Origin of the sequence: Rothia sp. HMSC073B08 (assembly GCF_001812975.1) — a bacterium.
Classification (GTDB): domain Bacteria; phylum Actinomycetota; class Actinomycetes; order Actinomycetales; family Micrococcaceae; genus Rothia; species Rothia mucilaginosa.
Window position 1 is genome coordinate 1 of record NZ_KV811075.1, and the last position, 24307, is coordinate 24307.

Genomic DNA, 24307 nt, shown 5'->3' on the forward strand with positions numbered 1-24307 from the left:
CGGTCACCCACACTCAACTCGGAAGAGCCACTTTATTGGAGAGACCATCGCGTCCTCGCCCACACTGCAGCGAGTATTTCTGTGGATTCTGTTCTCTGCATCCCTGCTCCTCATGCTTGTCCCCGTCATGACGGGCGAGTACGCGTGGAGCATCCTATCCATCTCCACGATGCTGTTTTCCGTCGTGATGATTGACGGCACGCACAAGCACAGTGTGCAGGATGCAAAGAACGGCGGCGCGTACCATTACTTTCTGCTGACGGTGGGCACGTTCTGCGTCGCCGCGATTGCTCTGCTCGCTGCTCTCTCCCTGGTGGGTGTCCCGCAGGTTGCCTCCACCCCGCAGGTGGACGGCATCAATTTCGCGCCCTGGTATGTGGCGGCGTCCGCGCTGGTTCTGCTGCTGTTCTTCTACAATGCTGCGCAGCCGAGCGACGAGGTCCCTAACCTGCACCGTATGGAGCGCATCAACCGGTATGTGCGCGCGGTGGTGCTGGGTGTGAGCGCCCTAATGGTGTTCTTCTGCCTGGTTATTCCGGTGGTTTCGTTCGCTACTGCCGGTTATGAGCCTGTGGGTGTTTCGGTGGTGCTGTGCCTGGTGCCGGTCTTCCTGATTTTTGTGCGCCGCACCCTGTTCAAGCTGTGGGCGTCGACCTTTGAGGAGGGCACTGCCGGGTATGGCGTGTTGCGTGGCTTCTGCGTAGCCCTGGTGGGTTTGGGTGGATGTTTGGCGGCGGTCCGTCTTGCCGTTGATGTTGTGCAGTCCGGTAGCGGGTTGTCGCTGGTGTATGTGGTGCCGGTGATCGCCTCGTACCTGCTGGTGAAGAGGTACCTGACCGTGGGTGTTGCTATCCCCGAGAAGGAAGATGAGGAGGACCCGAAGGCTGAACCTGCAGCCAGCTAAACCGTGGAGCCCCGCACAGAGAAGGCCCCTGGGCCGAGAGATTACCTCTCACCCCAGGGGCTTTCTGCATGCCAGCAGCGGCTCACCTGAGCGCCACCAGCCCGCCGGTGAATGGTCGCCCAGTCTTCACCCGAGCCTTGCACCGAGTTAACTTTTTAGCCACCTAACCCATAGACCATCAAAGTGCTCGACATTTCTACTTGTCAGAGCTTTCAAGCACATAGAGTATCCTTGGGAAAGGTACGCCACCTGCAGGTGGTGCACTTCCGGATATTCACCAACCACATACGAAATGAGGACTTTCATGTCTGAAAACACCCCGCAGCCGGTTGCACCGCAGCAGCCGCAGTTCACCCAGCAGGCACCCGCCGCACAGCCTGCATATGGCGCACCCGTCGAGGCACCGAAGAAGAAGTGGGCGGCTGTAACCGCACTAGTTCTGGGTATTATTTCCGCCCTGACCGGCATCTTTGTTATTGGTTCGTTCTTGACCATCCCGACCATTATTTTTGCGGTGATTGCTCTGGTCATGGTCAAGAACGGCACCGGCAAGGGTAAGGGCATGGCGATTGCCGCTCTCGCACTGGTTCTGGTGGCATATATTGCGACTTTCGCTTTCTTCCAGATTCGTGCCGCAAACCTTCAGAAGTCTGAGCAGCAGGCTCGCGAAGTTATCCAGAAGTGCGAGAACCACGAGCCCGGCTACTACATCACCGAGAAGGATGGTAAGCGTTACTGCAACGCTGGCGGCTGGGTCTACGAGATGGATAAGTAAACCGGTCGTCTGGTTTAGTAACCGATGATGCGATAGGTGGGGGCGTTCGTGCGTGCGGCAGTCGCCGTGCCTGCGAGCGCCCCTCAGCCGTATCCTCCGTGGGTGCTTCAGCATCTGGCGGCGAGTACGCCCCGGAGCACCTGCAGCGCATCCTTGATGCGCACTCCACTACCACCACCGACTCCAACCCGACCGAAGGAGCGAATAGCTAAAATGATGTCTCAAGAATCTGCTATTACCTTTTGGGGCGTATGCTCCATCATCACAACTATTTTCACGATTCTCACCCTTGCCGCTTACATCATCAATCGACGCCGCGACGAGAAGAAGAAGCGTGAAGGCATCTACATTAGTCGTCTGCGAGCGCTACTGGTGTACGTTATTGTCTTTATCCCGGGCTTCCCGATTATCCGCTATTTTTTGTCGCTCAATGGCCCCGAGACTAACCCCTATGCGGAGGGTATTTACATCTTCATGACTGCTTTCCTCTTGTTCTACCTGTGGCACGTCAACGCCACGTACATGAAGATTTCTTCTGAGGGTATTAATATGCACACCCCCGTTCGCGGGTCGAGGATCTGCCCCATCGGCGCGATTGATAGCGTTGTTTATAGCGAGTCCAAGGATGAAGATACCCCAAGCCGGATGTGGTTCCTCACTAAGTCGCGTGCACGTATTAACCCGTTGAACCCGAATTATGATGAGTACTATCTCTTGGTCATTACTCGGTTCAGGATTGAGTATGGTCGCTGGCCTGACCTGGATAATCCGGCTGATGTGGATAAGGTGAACCAGCTGGATAACCGTTATGAAGTCATTCCGTATTTCATGAATAATCAAGAGATTGCGGGTCTTGCTGACGTCGATATGTAGCCTGCCGGTTTGTGGGCTGAAGGCTCCCGGGGATGCGCGGCTCACCCCCGCGCTACCCCGGGGCTTTCGGGGCTTATGCCCCGGTATCCTCAGCACGTAGGCACCGCCGCCTAGCCCGGACGGGGCGCGTGCTCTTCCTATTCACCAACCACACGAAACGAGAACCCACCATGCGCACTTTCCTGATTATCTTCTGGGGTATCTTCGCTGCGTTCACAACAGTTGCGACGTTTTACGTCCTCATTAATTACGAGGTGCAGCGCTGGAAAGATAAGCAACGGCAACGTGAGGGTATCTATATTCGACGGGTTACTCGGCTCGAAGCTCTCATTACGATATTTACCCCCGTTTTTCCGTGTGCTATGTTTGCAGGTCATATATTTTTTGACCCTGAATCAGCAAGTATAACGATTGACATAACGGCCTTGTTAGTATCAGCGATATTTGCCGCATACTTGCGGTATGTGCACGTTGCCTACGTGAAGATTTCTTCCGAAGGCGTCGAGCAGCGCATTTGGTTCTCCAACCCGACCCGCTACCCTTTCACCGCGATTAACCGCGTCGTGTTCTACAAGGCATCGAATTATGAAGACGATGACATGGTGGGGTTCTACGCCAAGTCAGGCACCCAGATTGCCCTGTTTAGCCCGTTGCCTTATAAAAATTACCGGCTTTTGGCGATTGTGCGGTTCAGGATTGAGAACGAGCGTTGGCCTGACATGGACACCCCGGATGATGTGGCTCAGGTGAACCGTTTGGATTGTGCCGGGAAGACGATGCGCTACTTTGAAAATTTGGGGAAGGTTACTGGCCTTGCCGACGTCTACATGTAACCCTCCCAATAAGCGCCGGCTACCCCCTGCATCCGAAGAGCCGCAACCGGCACGAACACCACCAACACCGCGAAAGAGGAGAACGGCATCATGCACACCTTTTTCCTTCTACTCTGGGGCACCTGCACCCTCGCATCAATCATCGGCGCCATCATTGTCGTTATCCTGCATAATAGGCACCTGCGCCAGGACATGCAGCTACGCGACGAAGGCATCTACATTACGCGTGTGCCCCGCCGTGAAGCACTCATAAGCCTCCTCACGCCCACACTCCCGGCAGGTTTCTTCGCGTTCTACCTCTACACGCAGGCAGAGCTCGGCATCCTCTTCAACCTCCTGATGTTCATCCTGCTGCTGGTCTTCCTCTACCACCTTCTGCACGTTCACCTGGTGTACACGAAAATCACGCCCGACACTGTGGAACAGAAACTCTCACCGTTCGCTACCGTGACCCCCTACCCGATTAGGGCTATCGACCAGGTTTTCTACTTCCAGGGTAAGACGGAGGCGGAGGATTGGGATGGGGAAGCGACCGACAGCGCCACCTTCTACACCAAGAAAGGCAAGCAAATCGCCAAGCTAGACCCCGTTGGAAGGAACCACCGGCTGCTGGCAATCGTACGGTTCAGGCTCGAGTTCGACCGCTGGCCCGATATGCGGAACCCGCAAGATCTGGCGTGGGTTGATACATGGGATAACCTCGAGTGGACCCGACCCCTGTTCAGGAAGCTGTACAGAAGACGCAACAAAATCACCGGCCTAGCGGATATCAAGATGTAACACCGCATAGAGAAAGCCCCCGCAGCCGAGAGTCACCCTCTCAGCCGCGGGGGCTTCACCGTATCAGCGTGTCCTCACGCGGCGAGCGCTAAGAAGCGCGGCGGCGAGAACGCAGCACCATCGCAGTGCCGGCACCAAGCACCAGCGCACCGCCCACAGCCACAGACACCGCGCCAAAACCAGTACGTGCCAGGCCGCCCTGCTGGGAGCTAGCGCCGCCAGAAGAAGCAGACACACCAGACTGACCCAGGGAGCCGCCACCGGTACCACCGCCGGAGACACCACCCGGGTACACGCCGCCAGCAGAACCATCAGCCGAACCCTCAGAGGAGCCCTGAGCGTTCACGCCACCGGCAGCGCCAGAAGCACCAGACTGACCGGACTGACCAGACTGCGCGGCACCAGACTGCGCGGAGCCGGGCTGGTTAGCACCAGCGGTACCGCCCGGGGTTGCCGAATCCACACGGCGCACACCGCTAAAGTCGTCCTTAGCCGCGTTCGGGTCCTTCGGCACGGCAGTCTCAAACGAGCACGCATCCGACGCCTTCTTACCCACAGCAACCGCAAGCTGCTGCACCGGGCTGTTCACCTCAGTACCATCAGCCAGAGTCGCGGAATAGTGCACATCAAACATGTACTGGCCGGGCTCAGAGAACACCCAGTTCGCGTGCGCGTGCGTCGCGTAATCAATGTCGATCGTGGTCTTGCCGGTCGTCGAATCCAGCAGCACATCCGCACCGTTCAGCGACTCGGTGAACATGCCGAAGCGCGCACCCTCAGGCATGACCTTCGGAACCACGTGCAGGCGCACCGGGCCGCGCAGCTGCGAGTAGTCGATGTCCTGCGTGTTGTAGCCGGGCCAGGGCAGGCCGCTCTGCTGGGTCTGCGGCAGGCCGTAGAAGGCGGTGCCGACCGGGCCCATGAAGTTCAGCTTCTCATCAGCCATACGTTCGGTGCGCACACGGCGAGCGTTCTCGCTGACCGTCCACACGACCGAATCAAGCGGGCGCACGGTCGAATCGGCGTCAATGATGCCGCTGTCGTCGCGCAGACCCACGGACAGCTGGCGGTCCTTCAGGGTTGCCTGAATGTCCAGGTGGCCGTGCGAAATCTTGGTGCGGCCGTCAATCTGGCCGGGCACGCACTGGTTACCCGGGGTTCCGGGGGTGGACGGCTGCGCAGACGGTGCCGGGCTAGTCGGAGCAGGTGCGCTCGGGGTCGGGTTCGCGGGCGCGGGGCTAGACGGTGCCGGAGTGGAGGGCGCCGGAGCAGGCACGCTCGGCTCTGCAGAGGCGGTCGGCACCGCAGGCACGGTCGGAACCTCGCTGGGAGACACCGACGGAACGGTGCTGGGCTCAGCGGTCGGAGCCTCGGAAGGAGCCTCGCTCGGCTCAGCAGAAGGCTCGGCAGAGGGCGCGACCGTAGGCTCAGCGCTCGGCGACGGATCCACCGGAGCAGGCTTCGGCGCATCGCTAATGGGTGCACTATCGGGAGCCAACGCACCGTGTGCGGTGTACTTCGTGCCCGGCTCGTAGTTCGCAGCCACCTCAGTGGTGGAGGCGGAAGCGTTCATATCCGGGTGGGTCAGCATCTTCACGCGCAGAGCCGTGCCCTTGTAGAACGACTCGTCACGGAAGGTAAAACGCGCCACGCCGTCCTCAACGGAGCCTTCCAGGTCGAGGTACGGGTAGACCGGGTCATCCTGGGCGTAGAAGCCGCCGCGCATGAAGCCGCGCACCTTCGGGTCCTTGAAGCGGACCTCAACGGTGCTGAAGCCGTTGCCGTTCGGGGTGACGGTCACGTCGTAGTCCATGCTGGTCGGCGTGTACTGCTGGGTGCTGAGTACGGTGTTCGCCTGATCCGGGATTTCTTCGGGCCAGGTACCGTTGCCGTCGTCGCTGTAGACGCTCTCAGCCTTGCCGGGCTCGTAGGTGAGCTTGTGCGAGATCCAGCGGGACGCCTCCGCGCTGTTCGCGTCGGAGGTGTCGGGGGTGAAGACAGCCTGCAGCTGGGAGCCTTCGCTACCGAGCATTTCAGACCAGGTGGCGGTACCGTTCACGACCGGCAGGTCGGTCAGGAAGTAGCCGTTGTTGTACAGGGTCAGGGTGCCCTTGAGGTTCTTGTTTGCGGCGGTGAAGGTGATGTCGCTGAGCTTGTCGTCGGCGTCCTTGTTCTTTGCCGGGTCGGCGTCCAGGCGGTGCGGTGCCACGGACAGCATGTACTTTGCGGCGTCCAGGTCACCAACGGGTGCCGCATTGTAGCGGTCAACGGTGGGCACGGCGGTGGGGGTGCCGTCACCGAGCACGGGCTGCATGCCGCCAACCTGCCAGACCAGCTTCGACGGCTTGGAGCTAATGATGCGGCCGTCGGTGGAGCGCGCCACGGTGCGGTAGGTGACCACGTAGCGGCCGGGGCGGGTGAAGGTCGTGGTGTTGTGCGTGTGGCTACCCTTATCGAGCAGCCAGGAGTGCCAACCGTTCGAGCTGCTGGAGAGCATGCGGTACACGTCAGCGGGGGCATCATCCGGGTTGTAGCGGAAGAGCTCCATGCGGCCGGGACCCTCAACGGAGAGAATGTCAGTGGCGAACACACCATCACGGAAACGCTCAGTGGGGACCTTCGTGGATGCGCCCAGGCCAGCCCAGATGGGGTCCTGGTTGCCGTAGGTCAGGTGCGGTGCCATGTAGAGGGTCTGGCCGGGTTCGCCGAGGAACGCCAGGGAGGGCGAGTCGCCCAGGGTCATGGTGTACTGCGACTTGCCGTCCCTGGTGCTGTAGCCCTTGCCGACCCAGTTGACGGTCTTGTCCAGTTCGTAGGTGTCTGCGCCGGTCTTGTAGGGGTTCGCCTCGTTCATGAGGACGAAGGTGCCGTTCTGCTCGTCCCAGTATGCCTTGGGGGCGTCAACGTGGCCCTTGGTGGTGACGATTTTGCCGTCGTCGGGGCCTGCTGCGGCGGGCAGGGAGGGGGCAGCGCCGGCGAGCGCGAGCAGTGCTGCGGCGGAGAGGAATGCGGCGGCGCGGCGGAGGGCGGGCTTGCCGCCGGGGATGAAGAGTGCGGGGGTGTGTGTGGTGACCCGTCGTTGGGTCTGCTTCTGAGAGCTCATGACAACCTTTCTCATTTTTCTATTTCCTAGGGTAGCTCTTTTGCAAATAATTGTCATTTAGAACCTAAGTGAGTATAGTGATTCTCAGAAACACGTGTGCGCCGAGGCGCGCCCAAAAACGCACACCACGTACATCCACAAAGAGAAAAACACGGCAGAGCGCACCCCGGACGCAGGGGAGAAACCGGCAACAGGCCGCCGGACCCAGCATCGGGCAAACCCCGAAAACACCGGGTAGCGCGCCAGCCAACGAGCAGTCATCCAAGGAGCCACCATGCAAGGACGCACCAAACCCCTGAGCCTACTCAGCGCAACCACCCTCGGATGCACCCTCGCACTCGGGGCACCCCTCGCCCTCCCCCAGGTCGGCACCTTCACCGCCGCACAGGCACAGGAAAACCAGACCGGCACCCAGGCAGGTACCGAGTCGCGCGCCTACGTCAACTACGAAGGTGACTACGTCATCGCGGGCGTACACACCGAAATGCTCAACGCATTCCTCGACGGCAACCAGTTCACCCTCGCCACCCTCGCAGACACCGGCCCCGGCCAGCAGGGACGATTCAACCCCGCCCGCACCGTCTTCCACCTGCCCGACGTCGAGGATGCACACACCAACGTCGTAGCAGGCTACGACTACATTGCCCCCGAAGGCACCGACATCTTCTACATTCCCTCCACCCGCACCCGCGGCCTGCTCTACCCCGGCCTCGGCGCGGAAGGAATCCGCCCCGGCGCACTCAAGGACAACACCATCAACCTTGAACTCGTGCGCAGCAGCGTACCCGAAGGCGGCCGCGCCGAAGTCTTCACCGAATCCGGTCGCGACAACCCGCGCGTCTTCAGCACCAACGACAAGCTCGCACCGCACACCATCACCTCTGGCGGTCACGAGCACCTCAGCTGGGCATTCACCCGCGCAGGCATCTACCAGCTGACCTTCCGTGCCACCGCAACCCTTGCCGACGGCACCCCGGTCAGCTCCGAGGCGACCTACACCATCGCCGTGGGCACTAACGCTGAGGACGGCTTCAAGCTCCTGAACGCACAGAACGCCGCAAAGGAAGCGACCAAGGACGCCACGAGCGAGGCGACCACTACCCCCGAGGCGACCTCCACCGCTACCGAGAGCGCCACCAGCAGCCCCAGCGCATCTACCTCCGCAAGTGCTGAGGCGAGTGCTTCTGCTGAGGCGAGCGCATCCACCGGTATTCGCCGCGTGGATGGATCCGTGAACGGTCAGAATGCCGCGCAGGTGACCGACCCGAACAGCGCGAAGGCGGCGGCAAATGGTGAGCAGGTATCCCAGGGCGGATCCGGTGTAACCGCTATCAGCGGCACCGACAACACCAATAACGGCTCTGACAAGGGTGAAAACAAGGACGGCAATGCCACCAGCGCGAAGGGATCCAGTGTGAAGGGCTCCAACGCCCAGAACATCAGCGCACCCAGCAACGGCGGCGGCATTACCGGTAACGGCGTGCTGTCCTCCGGTCTGCCCGGCAGCCTGAACCAGCAGTGCATCGCCACCGAGGTTCCCGCCGAAGATGCCAAGGACTCTAAGGACGCTCAGAAGGACAACAAGCAGAGCAACCAGGCAGCCCAGGCACCGACCAGCATCCCCACCCTCGCCGTGGTCAACACCGCCGAGCACAGCGGCCGTGAAGAAGTCACCCACGGCCACTTTGACGTGGGCCCGATCCTCAACGGCGGCAACCTCACCAGCAGCGTGAAGGACGACCGCACCAGCCCCGCCCGCCACGTCTCCCCCGGCGCCCTCGAGTTCGTGCTCAATGACGCCGCGAAGATCAACCTGCCCGCAGGCATGGAGAACATCGCCCCGGCGGGCACCCCCGTGCACATGATCGGTGCAACCCAGCAGCAGGGCGTGCCCTGGCTCGGCTGGAGCACCCAGGACCCCGAACTGCTCAAGCAGCTCGACGGCCCCGTCACCATGAGCCTCAACGGTTTTGAGGGCCCCGGCACTATGTCCACCTTCCTCTCCGGCAACTTCGGTTCCGCCGGTCAGCAGGTCTTCGATTCGCGTAGCGGCGGCTCCTTCCAGGTGCCCGCAAACACCCACCAGCACAGCAACTGGGTGTTCACCGCTGAGGGACGCTACACCGTGACTATCGGCTGGACTGCACGCCTGAAGAACGGCCAGCAGGTCAGCAGCGAATCGGTTCTGCACTTCACCGTCGGCAACCCCGATAACGCCCCGGCAAGCAACAACGCACAGGGTGGGGCAGAAACCAAGCAGGACGGCGGCAACGCTAACAACGCTAACGGCGCCAACAACGGCAGCGAGAAGAGCACCGCAAAGAACCCCGTCAACGGCACCGTCGACGAAGCCACCGGCATCGTTACCAAGCCCGACGGATCCAAGGTGCGCATCGTCGGTAAGACCGCCTCCGGCGAGGATTGCGCCTTGACCAGCCAGGAACTCGCGAACGCCCAGAAGGCAGCCGCGGCAGGCAAGCTACCGAACACCGGTGTGGTCATCGACCCGTTCATGGTCAGCACCTCCATTCTGGCGCTGGCACTCGGTGCCATGATTTTGCGTTCGGCACGCCGAAAGGGCCGCAGCGGTGACACCGCATAGCGGGCATACCGGCAACCGCGCACACGCTTATAGTCGGCGTACCGCCCTCACCCTCGCCTCCCGTATTGCGGTGGGTGCGGGGGTGGGGGCTGGTGCCTTCGCACTGAGCGGATGCGCCAGCACCGTGAACGCCTCCTCCGACCGGATGCGCGTGGTCGCCACGACCCCGATCCTGGCGGACTTGGCGCAGCAGATTGCAGGGGAGCGCGCCAGCGTGCACTCCCTCGTGCCTGCCGGCGCTGACCCGCACTCGTATGAGCCGAGCCTGCGCGATATCCGCGATGTCGCCTACGCCCGCTGCGCTCTGACGAACGGTCTGCTGCTGGAGCAGCGTAAGCTCAGCAAAATGGTTGAGGCGAACCTGCCCGCAGGCGTTGTGTCCGTGGCAGTTGCGGAGAAGATTGAGCAGTACGGCGGCAAGCTGGAAGCCATTGTTGAGGATGCCTCCCTGGACTCCATCTGGCTGGGTTTGCGTGTTGAAGAGGGCGGGCAGAACGAGTCCGCCCCCGCCGATTCTTCGGATGCGGGCATGCGCTTTGAGGTGCAGAGCGTGCGAGCGCGTACCTCTACCGATTCCTCGAATGCGCAGCTGGCGGCGTTCATTACGCAAACCTTCGGTGCGGTGGAGATGCTGTGCGATTCGCATGCGCGCGGCGTGAACCTCACCCGTGAGGGGGACACCGCGATCCGCACCGGCGATATGGGTTCGCTGGAGCTTCCGTTGCAGGCGCATACGCACCTGTCGTGGGCGTTTAGTGATGCCGGCGAGTACGCCATTGAGCTGAGCGCCACCGCGGTCAATGCGCCGGAGTCGGTGCGTTCTTCGCGTGGCACCCTGTACTGCGCGGTCGGTCGTGACCCGCAACAGCTGGTGGACCGTCTGGCGAAGGAACAGAACGTTTCCGCCGCCGAGATCAAGGTTCTTTCTGCAGGTCACGCCGATATTACGGCACGTACCGGCGACGGCAGGCTCGTGCTTCGCGCGGATTCCTCCCAGGGCGCCGTAGAGTACGAACTGAACCGCACCGTGGTCGCGGTCCCCTCCCGCACCCTGCAGGAGGTGCCCGCCGGCGGTAGCTACCGTTTCCTGCGTTCGGGTGCTTCGGAGCATCGCGGTCAGGTGTATCTGCTGGCGCAGGCCGTTCTGGGCAAGCACGTGCACGGCGAAATCGACCCGCATATTTGGCATTCGGTACCGAACGCGAAGGCGAGCGTGCAGGTCATTCGTGACGCGCTCACCTCCGCCGACCCGGAGGGTGCGAGCGAGTACGCGACCCGCACCGAGCAGGTCATGAAGGAGCTTGACGCCCTGGACGCTCAGCTGCGTCAGGTGTACGGAGGCCTGCCGGAGTCGGCACGCAACCTGGTCACCACGCACGACGGCTACCGCTACCTGGCGAGCACCTACGGGTTGCACATTGCCGGTTTTGTGAGTGCCAGCGCCAGCGGTGAGCCGAGCATTCAGCAGCGTCAGCGCCTGCGTCGCACGGTCGAGGATTTGAAGGTTCCAGCGATTTATCTGGACAAGTCCACGGCGATGCGTTCACCGGTTCTCACGGAGCTGGCTCGGGAGGCGCAGGTGCGTACCGGGGTGCTCTATTCGGACACCCTGGATGCGCAGGCTCCTCACTACGCGCAGATGATGTTGGCGAATGCTCACACGATTGCGCTGTGCTCTGGCAATGGCTCTGGCGGCGATTCTTCGGGTGCTAGTTGCTCGGAGGCAAGCACCTCATAACCCGGTTCTAAGCTCCCCACAAGCTAATATAGCCGTATCAGCATATAGATAATCTTTCACACACCGTTTCGGTCATGATTCTAGGAAGTCCTCATGATGAACTCAACCACCCCCTCCCGCTCCTCACGTAGCCGCGCCCTACCCGCCCTGGCTCTGGGCGCCAGCCTCATGCTCGCACCCCTGGGTATGGCACACGCGGAAACCACCCCGGCAACCGCTGAGAGCGCCTCGGCTCAGCCGGGCGACAGCAACCTCAGCCGCGGCGAGCGCGCCCTCACCCAGACCCTGTCGGCGGAGCAGCCGGTCGCATCCGGCCGCACCGAAATTTCTGCCGGTCACGTGGATATGGGTCCTCGTTTCAACAACGGCAAGTTTGAGCTCATGCTCCACGACGACCACGGCGAAACCCCCGTCTGGCGCAGCCTGGACGAGGTCATCTACCGCGGTAGCGACCAGGCGATCCTTGAGGTGCCGAACGACCCGCGCTACTCCTTCGTGGGTGCTCCCGCCGGCTCTAAGGTGTACGTCATTCCGCAGACCGAAACTAAGGGCGTGATCTGGCCGGGCTGGAACACTCAGGATCCGCAGCTGGTGTCCAAGCTGAACCGCGGCGTGAACCTGACCCTGGAGCAGGTGAGCGGCCCCGGCACGTTCAGCCTGTACCTGGAGAACGGCAACTTCTCGGCACCGCAGGTGCTGTGGTCCTCGACCAAGAGTGAGCCGCAGAAGCTGTGGGTCGAGAAGAACACTCACACCCACGCGAACTGGGTGTTCACCGCCCCGGGCGAGTACCTGCTGAAGGTCACCGCGAGCGCTGAGCTGTCTGACGGTTCGACCGTGTCTGATACCCGCTACCTGAAGTTTGCGGTGGGTGATTCTGCGAGCGCTGATTCCCTGTACGCGATGGAGGCGCAGGCTCGCGGTTCTGCATCCTCGGGTTCGGCTTCTTCTGCTTCTCAGGCCGCCGGTACCCAGGCATCCGGTTCTTCTTCTGCCGCCGCAGCGAGCGATCAGAGCGGTTTCCGTGCTGAGTTCACGATTTCCTGGAGTCCTATTGTCGCTGGCATCGTGGTCGTGGTGGGCGTGGGCGCATTCATCGCCTCCCGACGTCGCCGCTCCTCCGCGCAGCGTGAGGCTCTGGATGAAGTGCGCGGTGACCGTTCGTGAGCGCATCGGTAACAGCGGGTACTGAGCCCGTCCTAGAGATTTCAAACCTGTACGCCGGCTACGCGCGCCGTTCCATCCTCCAGGATCTGTCCCTGACCCTGGAGCGCGGCGAGTTTGCGGGTCTGATTGGTGCTAATGGTGCCGGTAAGACCACGCTACTGCGCACCATTTTGGGTCTGATTCGCCCGGCGTCCGGTCAGGTTCGGGTGCTGGGTGAGTCGCCGCGTGTGGCGCGTGCGCATATTGGTTATGTTCCGCAGAAGCACCAGTTCCAGTGGGATTTTCCGCTGACCGTTAAGGACACGGTGATGACCGGTCGCGTGCGTGAGATTGGGTTCTTCCGCCGCCCGGCGAAGAAGGATTGGGTGCAGGTTTTTTCGGCGATGGAACGCACCGATGTTCTGCACCTGCAGGATGCTTCCATTGCGGAGCTTTCCGGTGGTCAGCGTCAGAGGGTTCTTTTGGCGCGCGCTTTGGCGGCGAACCCCTCCCTGCTACTGTTGGATGAGCCGTTTACGGGCGTGGACGCGCCGACTCAGACCACTCTGACTCGCCTGTACCGTGAGTTGGCGGGCGAGGGCATCACGATTCTGATGTCTACGCATGACATGCTGGCGGCGCGTGAGTCCTGCTCGCGTCTGTGCGGTGTGCGCGGCAATATTCACCTGGATGGTCCGGCGGACTCCTTTAGCCTGGAGCAGCTGCATACGTGGTTGCACGGTCACGATATTGAGGAGGCGCAGGGCCACGCCCGCACGGGCTTCACCTGTGCCGGTGGTGCGTTGGATGAGTACGGCCACGAGCTGCCGGATTCCTGCGCTTCTGATCATTCTCTCTCCCCCGCCCATACTGCTTCTACCGGGGGTGCCCGTTGATTACTCCTATCGATTTTCTTGCCGACCTGTTCAACCCGTCTCTGGCGTTCCTTCCGCGCGCCCTGGCGGCGGTACTGCTCGCGTCGGTGGTCACCGGTGTGGTGGGCTGTCACGTGCTGATGCGCGGCATGGTCTTCATTGGCGATGCGGTGGCACACTCGGTATTCCCGGGTCTTGCGGTGGCGTTCGTGCTGGGCGGCAACCTGGTCATGGGCGGTCTGACCGCGGGCGTGGTGACGGCTATTCTGGTGGCTATTTTTAGCCAGAATCAGCGGCTACGCGAGGATTCCGTGATCGGTATTTTCTTCGCGGCGTCCTTTGCGTTGGGTATTGTGATTATTTCGTTGGCGCCGGGCTATTCGGGGTCGGTGCAGGATTTCTTGTTCGGCTCGATTGTGGGTGTTTCGAATGAGGACATTACCCAGGCGGCGATTATGGGTGCCGTTATTCTGCTGGTGCTGTGGCTGTTCCACCGCCAGATTGTGACGGTCAGCCTGGACCGTGAGAGTGCCCGCGCGATGGGCCTGCCGGTGCTTGCCCTGGATATTGTGCTGTACGTTCTGGTAACCATTTCTGTGGTGCTGGGTCTGCAGACGCTCGGTAATGTGCTGGTGTTGGCGCTTCTGGTGATTCCGGCGTCGGCAGCCCGCCTGGCGTGCCGCCGACTGGGGTCGATGATGGTGTTCTCGCCGGTGTTTGGCGGTATCTGCTCGATTGTTGGCCTGTACCTGTCGTGGGCGTTTAACTTGCCGACCGGTGGCACGATTGTGCTGTCGATGGTGGCGGCTTTTGTGCTGGTGTGGGCGGTGACGGCGGTTCGTTCGCGAGCGCGTGCCCAGCTGAAGAGCTAAATCCAGTTGAAGAGCTAAGCCCAGCTCAACCTCGACTCAATCCAACTTTTCTCGATTAAACGCACGAGTAAACGCACGAGTAAACGCACGAGGCGCATCCCTGTTTGGGGGGTGCGCCTCGTGCGTTTTTTACAGGTCTTAAATACCCAAAGTGAATCATGTTCATGTTTAAAGAACCAAAAGATACACTCCGCGTAATAAAAGCGCATAATTCAACACGTCGGGTTTAATGAAAATACAACCTATCAAATATTTCTTATGGGTTGATACATGTAGTGATAAAGCAGTCACTACACCCTCATTAGAGCTTCAAAGAAGGAGTCATCATGAAGGCATATGTATACCACGGTCCCGACCAGAAGGGCGCCTGGGAGGAAGTCCCGAACCCCACCATTCTTGAGCCCACGGACGTTATCGCCCGTGTCGACACCACCACCATTTGCGGTACTGACCTGCACATCCTGAAGGGCGACTGCCCCGAGGTGGACCACGGACGCATCCTGGGCCACGAGGCTGTCGGTACCATTACCGAGGTTGGCTCCGCGGTGACTGACCTAAAGGTCGGCGACCGCATCATCATTCCCGCCGTGACCAGTTGCGGTAAGTGCTCCTACTGTAAGGCGAACCAGCCTTCGCACTGCCAGACCGTTGGTGGTGTCGGCTGGATTTTCGGTTACATGATTGACGGCACCCAGGCAGAGTACGTGCGTGTTCCCTACGCAGAGACCTCGGTCCACCTGGTTCCGGAGGGCCTGACCGATGAGGACGTCCTCTTCCTCACCGACGCACTGCCCACCGGCTTCGAGATCGGTATTCTGAACGGCAACACCAAGCCCGGCGACACCGTCGCTGTCGTGGGTGCAGGCCCCGTGGGTCTGGGTGCAATCATGACCGCTAACCTCTGCGGTGCCGGCCGCGTCATCACCGTCGACTTTGACGATAACCGCATGAACAAGGCACTGGAGCTGGGCGCAACCGATAAGGTCAATGCGGGCGACCCGGACTTTATCGAGAAGATTAAGGCCCTCTCCCCCGACGGCCTAGGCGTGGACGTGGCAATTGAGGCTGTGGGTGTTCCGCAGACCTTCGAGACCTGCACCAAGATTGTTCGCCCCTACGGCAACATCGCTAACGCTGGCGTGCACGGCAAGCCCGTTGAGCTGCCCCTGAACACCATGTGGATTTCTAACGTTCGCATCAACATGGGCCTGGTCAACTGCAACACCGTCGGTAACCTGCTGAACATGGTCCGCTCCGGTCGCCTGAACGCTAAGGCAATGGCAACCCACCACTTCACTTTCGACCAGTTCGAGGAAGCCTACGACCTGTTTACCCACGCTGCCGAGCACAACGTGGTGAAGGTTGTTATCTCCCGCGACCCCGAGGTTGCGGCATAGACTGCGGTAGGCTCATATACCGCTCATACTGAAACCCCGAACTTTCGTTAGGGATTTCAGTGGGATGTATTCATGACACTGCGAACATCCCCACGATTCGCCTCCGGGTGGGAGAGGGTAGGTCCCACCCGGAGCGCGAATCGCCCTCCCCTACCCCGAGATGTAGTTATTTTCTGAAGAGACAAGATTTTCTGAAGATTCAAGAGATGCGCCAGCTCGGGGTTTTCTGTTCCCTCAACCCATTCTTTGGTGGGTTTAGGGGCGGTTCCTCAAGCATGATGCACCCTCCACCGGGCGCTCTGCCGACCCGCTCTTGCGGGTTCTTCTGCCAGGCAACCTCTACTGGTGGAGGGGCGCATCATTTGGCTCTTCTTGGTCGGGCGGTACCTCCGATTCTGCTCCTCCTTGAAGGGAAAGGAAAAGGGTCGCACGCTTACGATTCAATGGCGATTCGTAGGCTGCGACCCTTTTCTCATGCCCGGAATGTGGTGCTCCGGAGATTTTCTGCGCTCCGGGCGGCTATTTAGTTTTTGGGTTTCTCATCGTCAGCCTTCTCGCCGATAGCGGCGTTCTGTGTGATGGGGTTGAACACCTCCGTGGGATCATCCTCTCCGAATGCGGCAGATACCCCAGATGCGGCGGACAATTCGGCGGCGCCTCCGATGACGGGTTCGGTGGGCGCATCCTCAACGGGTACTTCAGCCAGATTCTCGGCAGGTACCTCGGCAGGAGCCTCGACGGACACCTCCGCGACGATGGGCTCCTCCGAGGCGGACTCCGCAGAGGCAGGCGCCTCCGGAGCCTTCTGTGCATCCTCCGGCTTATCCTGAGCCGGCGCCTCTACAGGCTGCCCAGAAACACCCTGCTCGGTAGCTACCGGCTCACCGTGCGCGGATTCCTTCTTCGCATCCTTGTGCGCGTCCTTATGTTCGAGCCTGTAGATGATGCGCGGTTCCAGGCGCTCAAAACCAATCTTGGAGCGCACCCAGTTCACGAAGCGGTCGATACGGTCCTCACCCTCGGTGGTTTCCGCAACCCGGTAGTTGCGCGGCAGCATCACGCTGTCGCTGAGCACGCGCGGGTACTCATCAATCTCCTGAATACCCGCCATGTACATGTTCTCGCGGAACTGGTGAGCGAACTCCTGCTGACCGAGGAACAGCTGGTCGGCGTAGGTTTTAGCCGCCAGGCGCTCGCTGTAGGCGTCCTTGGAGTCGCGAGCGCCCTTCTTGGAGCCGTAAATATCCCAGAAGTAAAAGTACACATTGTTCGCGATAATGGCGGAGATAATGCGGTTCTGCAGGTACACGAGGGCACCGACGGCGACCGCACCAACAATCAGGAGCACCACGGCGAGCGGGGAGAGTGCAAAGTCAGACAGATTGCCGCGGTGGTTCGTGAACAGGCCAATCAGGTAGGCGATGGTGACCACGATGATGGGCACGCCGATGAAAATCACGGCCAGCGGAACCCAAATGTACAGCAGGGCACGTAGAATCAGGCGGTAGTAGCTAATCGAGTCGCCAATGGGGATGGGCGTAGGCTTCACGGAAGAGTGCGCACGCTTCATGAGCAGGCTGAAGATACGGTTGCTGTCGATGCCAACTTTACGCAGCTTCGATTCGAGGGACGCACGCTTGAGGAAGACCCGGTAGTTTTCGAGGACGACGCGCTGGTCGGAGGTGAGCTTTTCGGGGTCGGGTAGGGCGTTGAGGTCCAAGCCGGCTTCGGTGAGGAGCTTGCTCCACAGTTCCAGTCGCGCCAGTTCGGAGGGTTTTGCCGCCGCCTGCGCCTGGTAGTTCTTGTAGGAGATGAAGATGGTGCTAGCACCAATGAGTAGCGTAATAAAGGGTGCTATCCAGTCTTTGAGTCCCATGGTGGCGTTCTTCCTTGATTGTGTGGAGCCGCTGGTTCCTCTGCGGTCGGGGCTGATGCCCGCTGTTTTACCGTACCACCGGCACCTGTGCTGAACCTTTAAATGCGCAGGTGGGTGCGTAAAAATAGCCCCGCCTCCCGATGCTTAAGAGCAACGGCAGGCGGGGCTTATCTATGAGGTTTAGTGCGCTGTATTAGTGTTCAGCAGGCTTCATTTCGCGAGGAGCCTTGCGGATCATGAAGTAGCTAATGACGGCCATAACACCCATGAGCACGGCGCTGAATGCGGAGCTCAGCACCACGCCGGAGTCGAAGGCAGCGAATGCGGAGGAGAGCAGCTGGTTCGCCTGCTCGCCACCCACCTGGCTTGCGACCGTCACGGCACCGCCGAGGGTTTCGTGGGCGTGGTCGGCGAGAGTCTCATCCAGGCCGTCGGGTACAACCACATTTGCGCGGTAGACGGCGGTGAGCATGCCACCAATGATGACGGTGCCGAGCACCGTACCTGTCTCGTAGGAGGTCTCCGAGATCGCGGATGCCGCACCAGCCTTACGCGGCGGCACGCTGGAGAGCATCAGGTCGTTCGAAATGGTCTGCGCAATACCGATGCCGGTACCGAGCACAATGAAGATCAGGATAATCACCAAGTCGTTGTGCGCACCCAGGAAGGCGAGCACCGCGAACGCGGCAGCGTGGAGCGCCAGACCGAAAGACACCACCTGCGCCGGGTGGAAGTGCACCGCCACGCGCGCAATCACCAGACCGGCGATAATGATCGCCAGGGTACCGGGAATCAGCAGCATACCGGCGTACATGGGCGGCAGACCGGAGACCAACTGCAGGTGCTGGGAGGCGAAGTAGATGAAGCCAACGTCCACCATCATGGAGATGAGGTTTGCGGTAATCGCGCCGGTGAACACGGTGTTGCGGAAGAGGCGCACATCCAGCATGGGCTGAATATCGTTCTTCTCGCGGTTGAGCTGACGCAGCACGAACAGGACAATGAAGCACAGGCCGGCAAGGATGGTGCTGATAGCCACCGCATCGAACCCGGTTTCGGAGGTGTGAGTCAGACCGAAGGTAATGCCGGTCATGCCGGTCATAATCAGCAGGATGCTCAGCGGATCCACCGGGCTGGGGTTCGGGTCCTTCGACTCGGGAACCATAATCGGGGCGAGAATCAGCAGAGGAATCAGAATCGGCACAGCGAGCAGGAACACCGAACCCCAGTCGAAGTGCTCCAGCAGGAAACCACCCACAATCGGGCCCAGCGCCGCACCCGCCGAGAAGCCCGAAGCCCACACGGCAATAGCGATGCGGCGCTCGGTCGCATCCACAAAGATATTGCGAATAATCGACAGGGTTGCCGGCATGAGCATGGCGCCAAAAATGCCAAGCAGGGCGCGGGCAACCACGAGCATCAGCGCGGAGGGCGCGAATGCCGCGAGCGCAGAGATTGCCGCGAAGCCGGTCGAGCCGATGAGCAGCAGCTTGCGGCGACCGATGCGGTCACCGATAGCGCCCATGGGCACGAGCAGGGCGGAGAGCACCAGGGAGTAGGAGTCAACGATCCACAGCTGCTCCGCGGAGGAGGGGCTCAGCGCCTTAGCGATTGCGGGCACCGCGAAGGCAAGCACTGTGTTGTCGATGGAGACCAGGAGCACCGGGAGCATGAGCACACCGAGTGCCGCCCAGCGCTTGGTCTTCTGGTCGGGGGCGTGAATGGGCAGAGCCGTGGTGTGCGGATTGTGATTCGTCATGGGTTGTTTTCGTGCGTCTATAAGGTGTCGGCTGATGCGGCGGACGCGGCGGCATCAGCTCGGCCTGTCTTTTGGGCTAGGTCTTTTAGTGAGGTTTTAGGGGTCCGGACGGGGCCATAAACGAAGATTAACTATACCAACTGGACGGTATAGTTTCAAGCGGTTAGACTGGTACACATGACCACCCCCAACCACCGAAAACAACGCGCCACCAACCCCCGCGAACACATCCTCGACACCTACGTCGACCTGCTGATTCGCTCGGGAGAACGCGCCGCGACCCTCGACGCCGTCGCCACCGCCGCCAAGGTTTCCAAGGGCGGGCTACTCTACCACTTCGCCTCCAAGAAGGCGCTACTTGAAGCGCTCGCAGAACGCACCCTCACCCTGGCTGAAGAGGACTTCGCGGCGATGGAGCAGGCACCCGAGGGGGCAAGCGCCTACTACATCAATTCCTCCACGCCGGATAACACCCCGTTCGACCGTGCCCTCATTGCCCTCAGCCGCCTGGCGCAGAACAATAATGAGCTCGCCCAGCAGACCATGAGCCGCGTGCAGGAGGGATGGCATGCACTCGTCCTCGCTGAGCTGGGTGACGAGCAGATTGCCCGCACCGTACTGCTTTTGGGCGACGGCATGTACTACAACGCGGCGTTCGGAGGTGACTCCGCCAGCCCGCAGAGGGCTGCAGCCATCGCGGCAGACCGTGCGGCACTCGAACGCGCCCTGCAGGTACTCAAGGCGGCGACTCGTTAAACCACAAAAACCACCCGATACAGCGCTTAAAGCCACAAGCTAAAACCGCCGCCTCAGACCGTATTCTTCAGCGCCGGCGAGCACCCAGGACTTAAACTGGAAGAGTACGTAACCGCTCTTCAACCAAGGAGTTCCAATGATTTTCATCGCTGTAAAGTTCCCCGTCAAGCCCGAATACGCTGACCAGTGGATCGAGAAGACCCGCGCTTTCACCGAGGCAACCCGCGCCGAGGAAGGCAACAAGTTCTTCGAGTGGTCCCGCAGCGTTGAGGACCCGAATGAGTTCGTTCTGCTCGAGGCTTTCAACGACGACGCAGCTGGCCCGCACGTGAACTCTGACCACTTCCAGCAGGCCATGAAGGACATGCGTCCGCTGCTGACTGCAACCCCGAAGATTATTTCTCGCCTGATTGACGGCGACGACTGGGAAGCTATGGGCGAGCTGCAGATCGACTAGTCTGCACCCCGAATATGCACCCTAAAATTACATAGTTAGACGTTGCATAAGTAGACGCTGGAGCGCCTCTCCTCTCTGCCTTTTGAGCAGTGCGGAGGGGCGCTTTGGCGTGTCCGGTACCTGAACTTTTCCCCTTGACACGACGCGGATGGTACCGGTTTTCGGGTCAGCGGGTGCCTTGCGTGCATTTTTACCCTATTAACCCCTTAAAATGGGTAGAGTATGCACACCTATCGATACCCATTCGCACAGGAGGCCTGAATGAGCATCGCATCCCAGCCTCTTCCCGGCGCAGTCGCCACTGAAGAGCACAACGACGTGGACCACACCTCTGTATCTCTCGCTGTCTCGACCGTGATTCTAGCTTTGCGTCCCAAGGAAAACGAGACCCACCCGACCCTGTGGCTGCCGCTGGTTCGCCGCCTCCGCGAGCCCTATAAGGGCCAGTGGGCGCTTCCTGGCGGTCCGCTCAACCCGAATCTTTCTCTGGAAGAGGCAGCCGCTTCGACCCTGAAGCGTGCAACCAACCTCCAGCCCGGCTATCTGGAGCAGCTCTACGCATTCGGTGATGTCCTGCGCACTCCCGAGGCGCGTGCCGCCCGCGTTGTGGGTGAACCCGACCCGGCGCCCGGCGCTGATCACGAGCGCGTGGTTTCCGTGGTGTACTGGGCTTCGATTCCCGCCACCGAGGTCGCAAACACCCGCGTGCACGAGAACATCCGCTGGTTCCCGGTGGATGAGCTGCCCGAGCTTGCCTTCGACCACAACGAAATCATTGAGTACGCACTCTACCGCCTGCAGAACAAGGTCGAGTACTCGCGTATTGCGCACTCTTTCTTGGGTGAGGAGTTCACCCTGGCGCAGCTGCGTGAGGTGTACGAGGCGATTCTGGGTCGCACCCTGGATCCGGCGAACTTCCGCCGCCAGATTGCGGCATCGAAGTCGATTATTGACACCGGCCGCCGCGTGGAGGGCACCCGCCACCGCCCGCCGCGCCTGTACCGTTACAACGACGCTCAGGCATACGCGGATGCGGGCCCGCTGGGCATGTACCGTGAGCGCCACGAGGCGTAATAGCGTTTCGCGCGTTGTACGCGCGCAGATTTAATGCCTCAAAGGAGGGGCGGCACCGAATGGTGTCGCCCTTCTTTTTGCGTTGTCTAGGGGATATCGGCACTTGTCAGGAGGTTTTGTGGGAGGGTGTTTGACTCAGCACCCGCACGCTCCCTATGCTGGAGTCCTCAGCTCGCTTTTACCGCCACCTCGTTGCAGAAGTAGCCGACGGAGCTGAACGTATCGTTTGACCGAAGCCGTCCAAGGCGCAACCGGGGTGCCCTTCGGAATCTAGGAGGCATCAAAGAAATGACCCACCGAGCATAAGCCCGGACTCAGAAAAATTTTTCGCGCGCTCACGCAACTATTTGCGCAGACATATTCCCCTGCGCACGTCCATTTTTCTGCGTGTCTCCATCAGCGCGCACGCACCCGGGCACAGGTACATCCACCGTTACGCTCGGGTTTTTTCATGCCTTCACGCCTTCATGTGCGTTGGCAGGAATCCGAGCACCTACTCGAAGGAACTCGGCCCATGCCACACCACATTACACTCGACCATATTTCGTATGCACATCCGGGTGAGCCCCCACTTTTTGCGGATCTTTCGGCGGTATTTTCGGCACCTCTGACCGGACTTATCGGCGATAACGGCGCCGGAAAAACTACCCTCTTCAGACTTATTCTTGGCGACATAAACCCTAGTCAAGGCATAATCAGCACCCCATCGCACATAGCGTACCTACCGCAAGATTTAGGGTTGAGTGGGCATCAGCATCTTGCCGATATTTTTGGAATTACAAAAATACTGCAGGCGCTTGATGCACTGGAATCGGGCGAATATTCCCCCAGCCTTTACGACACCATAGGCGACGCCTGGGATATTGAAGAACGCACCCTCGCAGCCCTTGCCGAACATGGTTTTGGTCCTGCCCTCACTACGACCGATACACAGGCCCGTCGCAACCTTCTGATGCGTCCCCTTAGCACCTTTTCAGGTGGTCAGACGGTCACAGCCGCACTCACCGCGCTTCTGTATTCAGACCCAGAGTTCATTCTGCTCGACGAACCGACGAACAACCTGGACTCCGCGGCGAAAGCCCAGCTCTTCACGACACTGGAGGCGCTACCCTGCCCGGCGCTCATTATCAGCCACGACCGCGATCTGCTGGAGCGCGTGCACGTGATTGCCGAGCTTCACGCCGACCGTCAGGGGTTGGCTCATCTGCGCCTCTTCGAGGGTAACTACAGCACCTACCGACAGGCACTGGACACCGAGCAGCAGGCAGCTCAGCGTCGCGTGACCGAGGCGAAGAATGAGGCGCGTAAGGCTGAGCGTGAGCGTGCCGAGAACCAGATTAAGCTCGATCGCAACACTCGCCGAGGTCGCGAATTTGAGCGGTCAAAGCGGAAACCTGGCATGGCTATGGGCCTGGATAAGAACAGTTCAGAGCGCTCTGCCGGGAAACTTCACACAGCCCACGAAAGCATGGTGGCGGATGCGCGGGCGGCAGTTGGAGAAGCCCAAGAGAACCTGCGCATGCAGGAGCGTATCTATCTGGAACTTGTTCAGGATGCACTCCCATTGGGGCGGAAAGTACTGGAATTACATCGGGTGAAGAACGACTCTTGCGCATCTACACCACAGAGCACCGACCTTAAGAATGCGTACACCCAAAACACCGTTTCACGTGAAACACAACCATATAAAGTTGATTATCTGCTTCAAATCCAAGATTTTCCCGAGGTTCTTATCCTGACCGGACCCGAACACCTGCACATCACGGGAGCAAACGGCAGTGGCAAGACTGTGCTTCTCAATGCGATAGCGCACGCGAATGACCCTGATTACCGTTCCCCAGTGCCGCCTGCATACCAAGTGCTCTACCGCCTGGACAAGACCGCATACCTGCCGCAGCGCATCATCCTCGACCCGGAGCTCACCCTCCTTGAAACCGTACAGAGGGCGAATCCCGGTGCGAGCGAACAGCATCTGCGTGACCAGCTGGCGCGCCTGCTCTTCCGTCGCGAAAGCGTACATCAGTGCATTGGGGATTTATCCGGAGGTGAGCGCTTCCGTGCCGCGGTGGCGCAGGTGCTTCTGGCCAACCCGGTGCCGCAGCTACTCATATTGGATGAGCCGACGAATAACCTCGACATTTCTTCGGTGGATTGGCTGGTGCAGGCGCTCGAAGCTTATACCGGCGCGCTCATCGTGGTGAGCCATGATGAGGACTTCTGCCGCCGCATCCGCATTGACCGCACACTCAACCTTTCAACAAAAACTCTCGGGAAGGAACCATTCGGGGAATCAGCATGCTGAATCTTCTCCTACATGGGAGGGTGTTTGACTCAGCGCCCAGTCAGTTCCTATGCTGGAGTTCTCAGCTCTCTATCCGTGTTACCCCGCCGCAGGGGTAGCTGGCGAAGCTGAACGTATCGTTTGACCGAAGCCACCCAAGGCGCGACCGGGGTACCCTTCGGAATCTAGGAGGCATCAAAGAAATG

18 protein-coding genes are annotated in these 24307 nt (G+C 60.4%); 15 read left to right on the forward strand and 3 right to left on the reverse strand.

The features are described 5' to 3' along the window. The first annotated feature begins 46 nt into the window (after nucleotides 1–46). From HMPREF2884_RS05385 to HMPREF2884_RS05405, 5 genes are all read left to right on the forward strand, one after another. Nucleotides 47–904 (forward strand): hypothetical protein, encoded by an 858-nt coding sequence (locus HMPREF2884_RS05385; RefSeq protein ID WP_246827932.1) that lies wholly within the window; start codon nucleotides 47–49, stop codon nucleotides 902–904. Between the two features lie 304 nt (nucleotides 905–1208). Then, nucleotides 1209–1679, forward strand: a complete 471-nt coding sequence (locus tag HMPREF2884_RS05390) for a DUF4190 domain-containing protein (RefSeq protein WP_070616196.1) — start codon at nucleotides 1209–1211, stop codon at nucleotides 1677–1679. 213 nt (nucleotides 1680–1892) lie between these two features. Continuing rightward, nucleotides 1893–2552, forward strand: coding sequence for a hypothetical protein (locus HMPREF2884_RS05395; RefSeq protein ID WP_070616197.1), 660 nt, complete (start codon nucleotides 1893–1895; stop codon nucleotides 2550–2552). Nucleotides 2553–2722: 170 nt separating this feature from the next. Next, nucleotides 2723–3385, forward strand: coding sequence for a hypothetical protein (locus tag HMPREF2884_RS05400; RefSeq protein WP_070616198.1), 663 nt, complete (start codon nucleotides 2723–2725; stop codon nucleotides 3383–3385). A gap of 90 nt (nucleotides 3386–3475) precedes the next feature. Further along, the gene (locus HMPREF2884_RS05405) at nucleotides 3476–4165 is read left to right on the forward strand and encodes a hypothetical protein (RefSeq protein WP_049347381.1); all 690 of its coding nucleotides are present in this window, start codon (nucleotides 3476–3478) and stop codon (nucleotides 4163–4165) included. Nucleotides 4166–4253: 88 nt separating this feature from the next. Here the strand turns inward: HMPREF2884_RS05405 and HMPREF2884_RS05410 are convergent, their stop codons facing one another. Further along, nucleotides 4254–7268 (reverse strand): choice-of-anchor M domain-containing protein, encoded by a 3015-nt coding sequence (locus HMPREF2884_RS05410; protein ID WP_070616200.1) that lies wholly within the window; start codon nucleotides 7266–7268, stop codon nucleotides 4254–4256. A gap of 274 nt (nucleotides 7269–7542) precedes the next feature. Between HMPREF2884_RS05410 and HMPREF2884_RS05415 the strand changes: the two genes are divergently transcribed. The 6 genes from HMPREF2884_RS05415 (at nucleotide 7543) to HMPREF2884_RS05440 (ending at nucleotide 15898) form a co-directional block, all read left to right on the forward strand. Then, nucleotides 7543–9870: a TIGR03773 family transporter-associated surface protein gene (locus HMPREF2884_RS05415; RefSeq protein WP_070616202.1), complete on the forward strand. Its 2328-nt coding sequence runs from the start codon at nucleotides 7543–7545 to the stop codon at nucleotides 9868–9870. Further along, a complete protein-coding gene (locus HMPREF2884_RS05420; RefSeq protein ID WP_070616204.1) occupies nucleotides 9857–11608 on the forward strand; it encodes an anchored repeat ABC transporter, substrate-binding protein in 1752 nt (583 codons plus the stop codon). The genes HMPREF2884_RS05415 and HMPREF2884_RS05420 overlap by 14 nt, the downstream gene beginning before the upstream one ends. 93 nt (nucleotides 11609–11701) lie before the next feature. Further along, the gene (locus HMPREF2884_RS05425) at nucleotides 11702–12775 is read left to right on the forward strand and encodes a TIGR03773 family transporter-associated surface protein (RefSeq protein ID WP_070616205.1); all 1074 of its coding nucleotides are present in this window, start codon (nucleotides 11702–11704) and stop codon (nucleotides 12773–12775) included. Further along, nucleotides 12772–13650, forward strand: coding sequence for a metal ABC transporter ATP-binding protein (locus HMPREF2884_RS05430; RefSeq protein WP_070616206.1), 879 nt, complete (start codon nucleotides 12772–12774; stop codon nucleotides 13648–13650). The genes HMPREF2884_RS05425 and HMPREF2884_RS05430 overlap by 4 nt, the downstream gene beginning before the upstream one ends. Next, nucleotides 13647–14501 (forward strand): anchored repeat-type ABC transporter permease subunit, encoded by an 855-nt coding sequence (locus HMPREF2884_RS05435; RefSeq protein ID WP_049350274.1) that lies wholly within the window; start codon nucleotides 13647–13649, stop codon nucleotides 14499–14501. The genes HMPREF2884_RS05430 and HMPREF2884_RS05435 overlap by 4 nt, the downstream gene beginning before the upstream one ends. A 326-nt stretch (nucleotides 14502–14827) precedes the next feature. Continuing rightward, nucleotides 14828–15898 carry an alcohol dehydrogenase catalytic domain-containing protein gene (locus tag HMPREF2884_RS05440; protein WP_070616207.1) on the forward strand — a complete coding sequence of 357 codons (1071 nt, stop codon included), beginning with the start codon at nucleotides 14828–14830 and terminating at the stop codon, nucleotides 15896–15898. A 523-nt stretch (nucleotides 15899–16421) separates the two neighbouring features. On the opposite strand, the gene HMPREF2884_RS05445 is transcribed toward HMPREF2884_RS05440, so the two are convergent. Both HMPREF2884_RS05445 and HMPREF2884_RS05450 read right to left on the reverse strand, forming a co-directional pair. Further along, nucleotides 16422–17774, reverse strand: a complete 1353-nt coding sequence (locus HMPREF2884_RS05445) for an NADH dehydrogenase (protein WP_049327839.1) — start codon at nucleotides 17772–17774, stop codon at nucleotides 16422–16424. Nucleotides 17775–17967: 193 nt separating this feature from the next. Continuing rightward, entirely contained in the window at nucleotides 17968–19533 is a 1566-nt protein-coding gene (locus HMPREF2884_RS05450; RefSeq protein ID WP_049341972.1) for an MFS transporter, read from the reverse strand. A 177-nt stretch (nucleotides 19534–19710) separates the two neighbouring features. On the opposite strand from HMPREF2884_RS05450, the gene HMPREF2884_RS05455 reads away from it, so the two are divergent. The 4 genes from HMPREF2884_RS05455 (at nucleotide 19711) to HMPREF2884_RS05470 (ending at nucleotide 24122) form a co-directional block, all read left to right on the forward strand. Beyond that, nucleotides 19711–20289, forward strand: a complete 579-nt coding sequence (locus tag HMPREF2884_RS05455) for a TetR/AcrR family transcriptional regulator (RefSeq protein ID WP_070616208.1) — start codon at nucleotides 19711–19713, stop codon at nucleotides 20287–20289. 136 nt (nucleotides 20290–20425) lie between these two features. Further along, entirely contained in the window at nucleotides 20426–20746 is a 321-nt protein-coding gene (locus tag HMPREF2884_RS05460; protein ID WP_049333773.1) for a putative quinol monooxygenase, read from the forward strand. 261 nt (nucleotides 20747–21007) lie between these two features. Continuing rightward, nucleotides 21008–21820 (forward strand): NUDIX hydrolase, encoded by an 813-nt coding sequence (locus HMPREF2884_RS05465; protein ID WP_070593869.1) that lies wholly within the window; start codon nucleotides 21008–21010, stop codon nucleotides 21818–21820. A gap of 514 nt (nucleotides 21821–22334) precedes the next feature. Next, nucleotides 22335–24122: an ATP-binding cassette domain-containing protein gene (locus HMPREF2884_RS05470; RefSeq protein ID WP_070616209.1), complete on the forward strand. Its 1788-nt coding sequence runs from the start codon at nucleotides 22335–22337 to the stop codon at nucleotides 24120–24122. Nucleotides 24123–24307 lie beyond the last annotated feature (185 nt).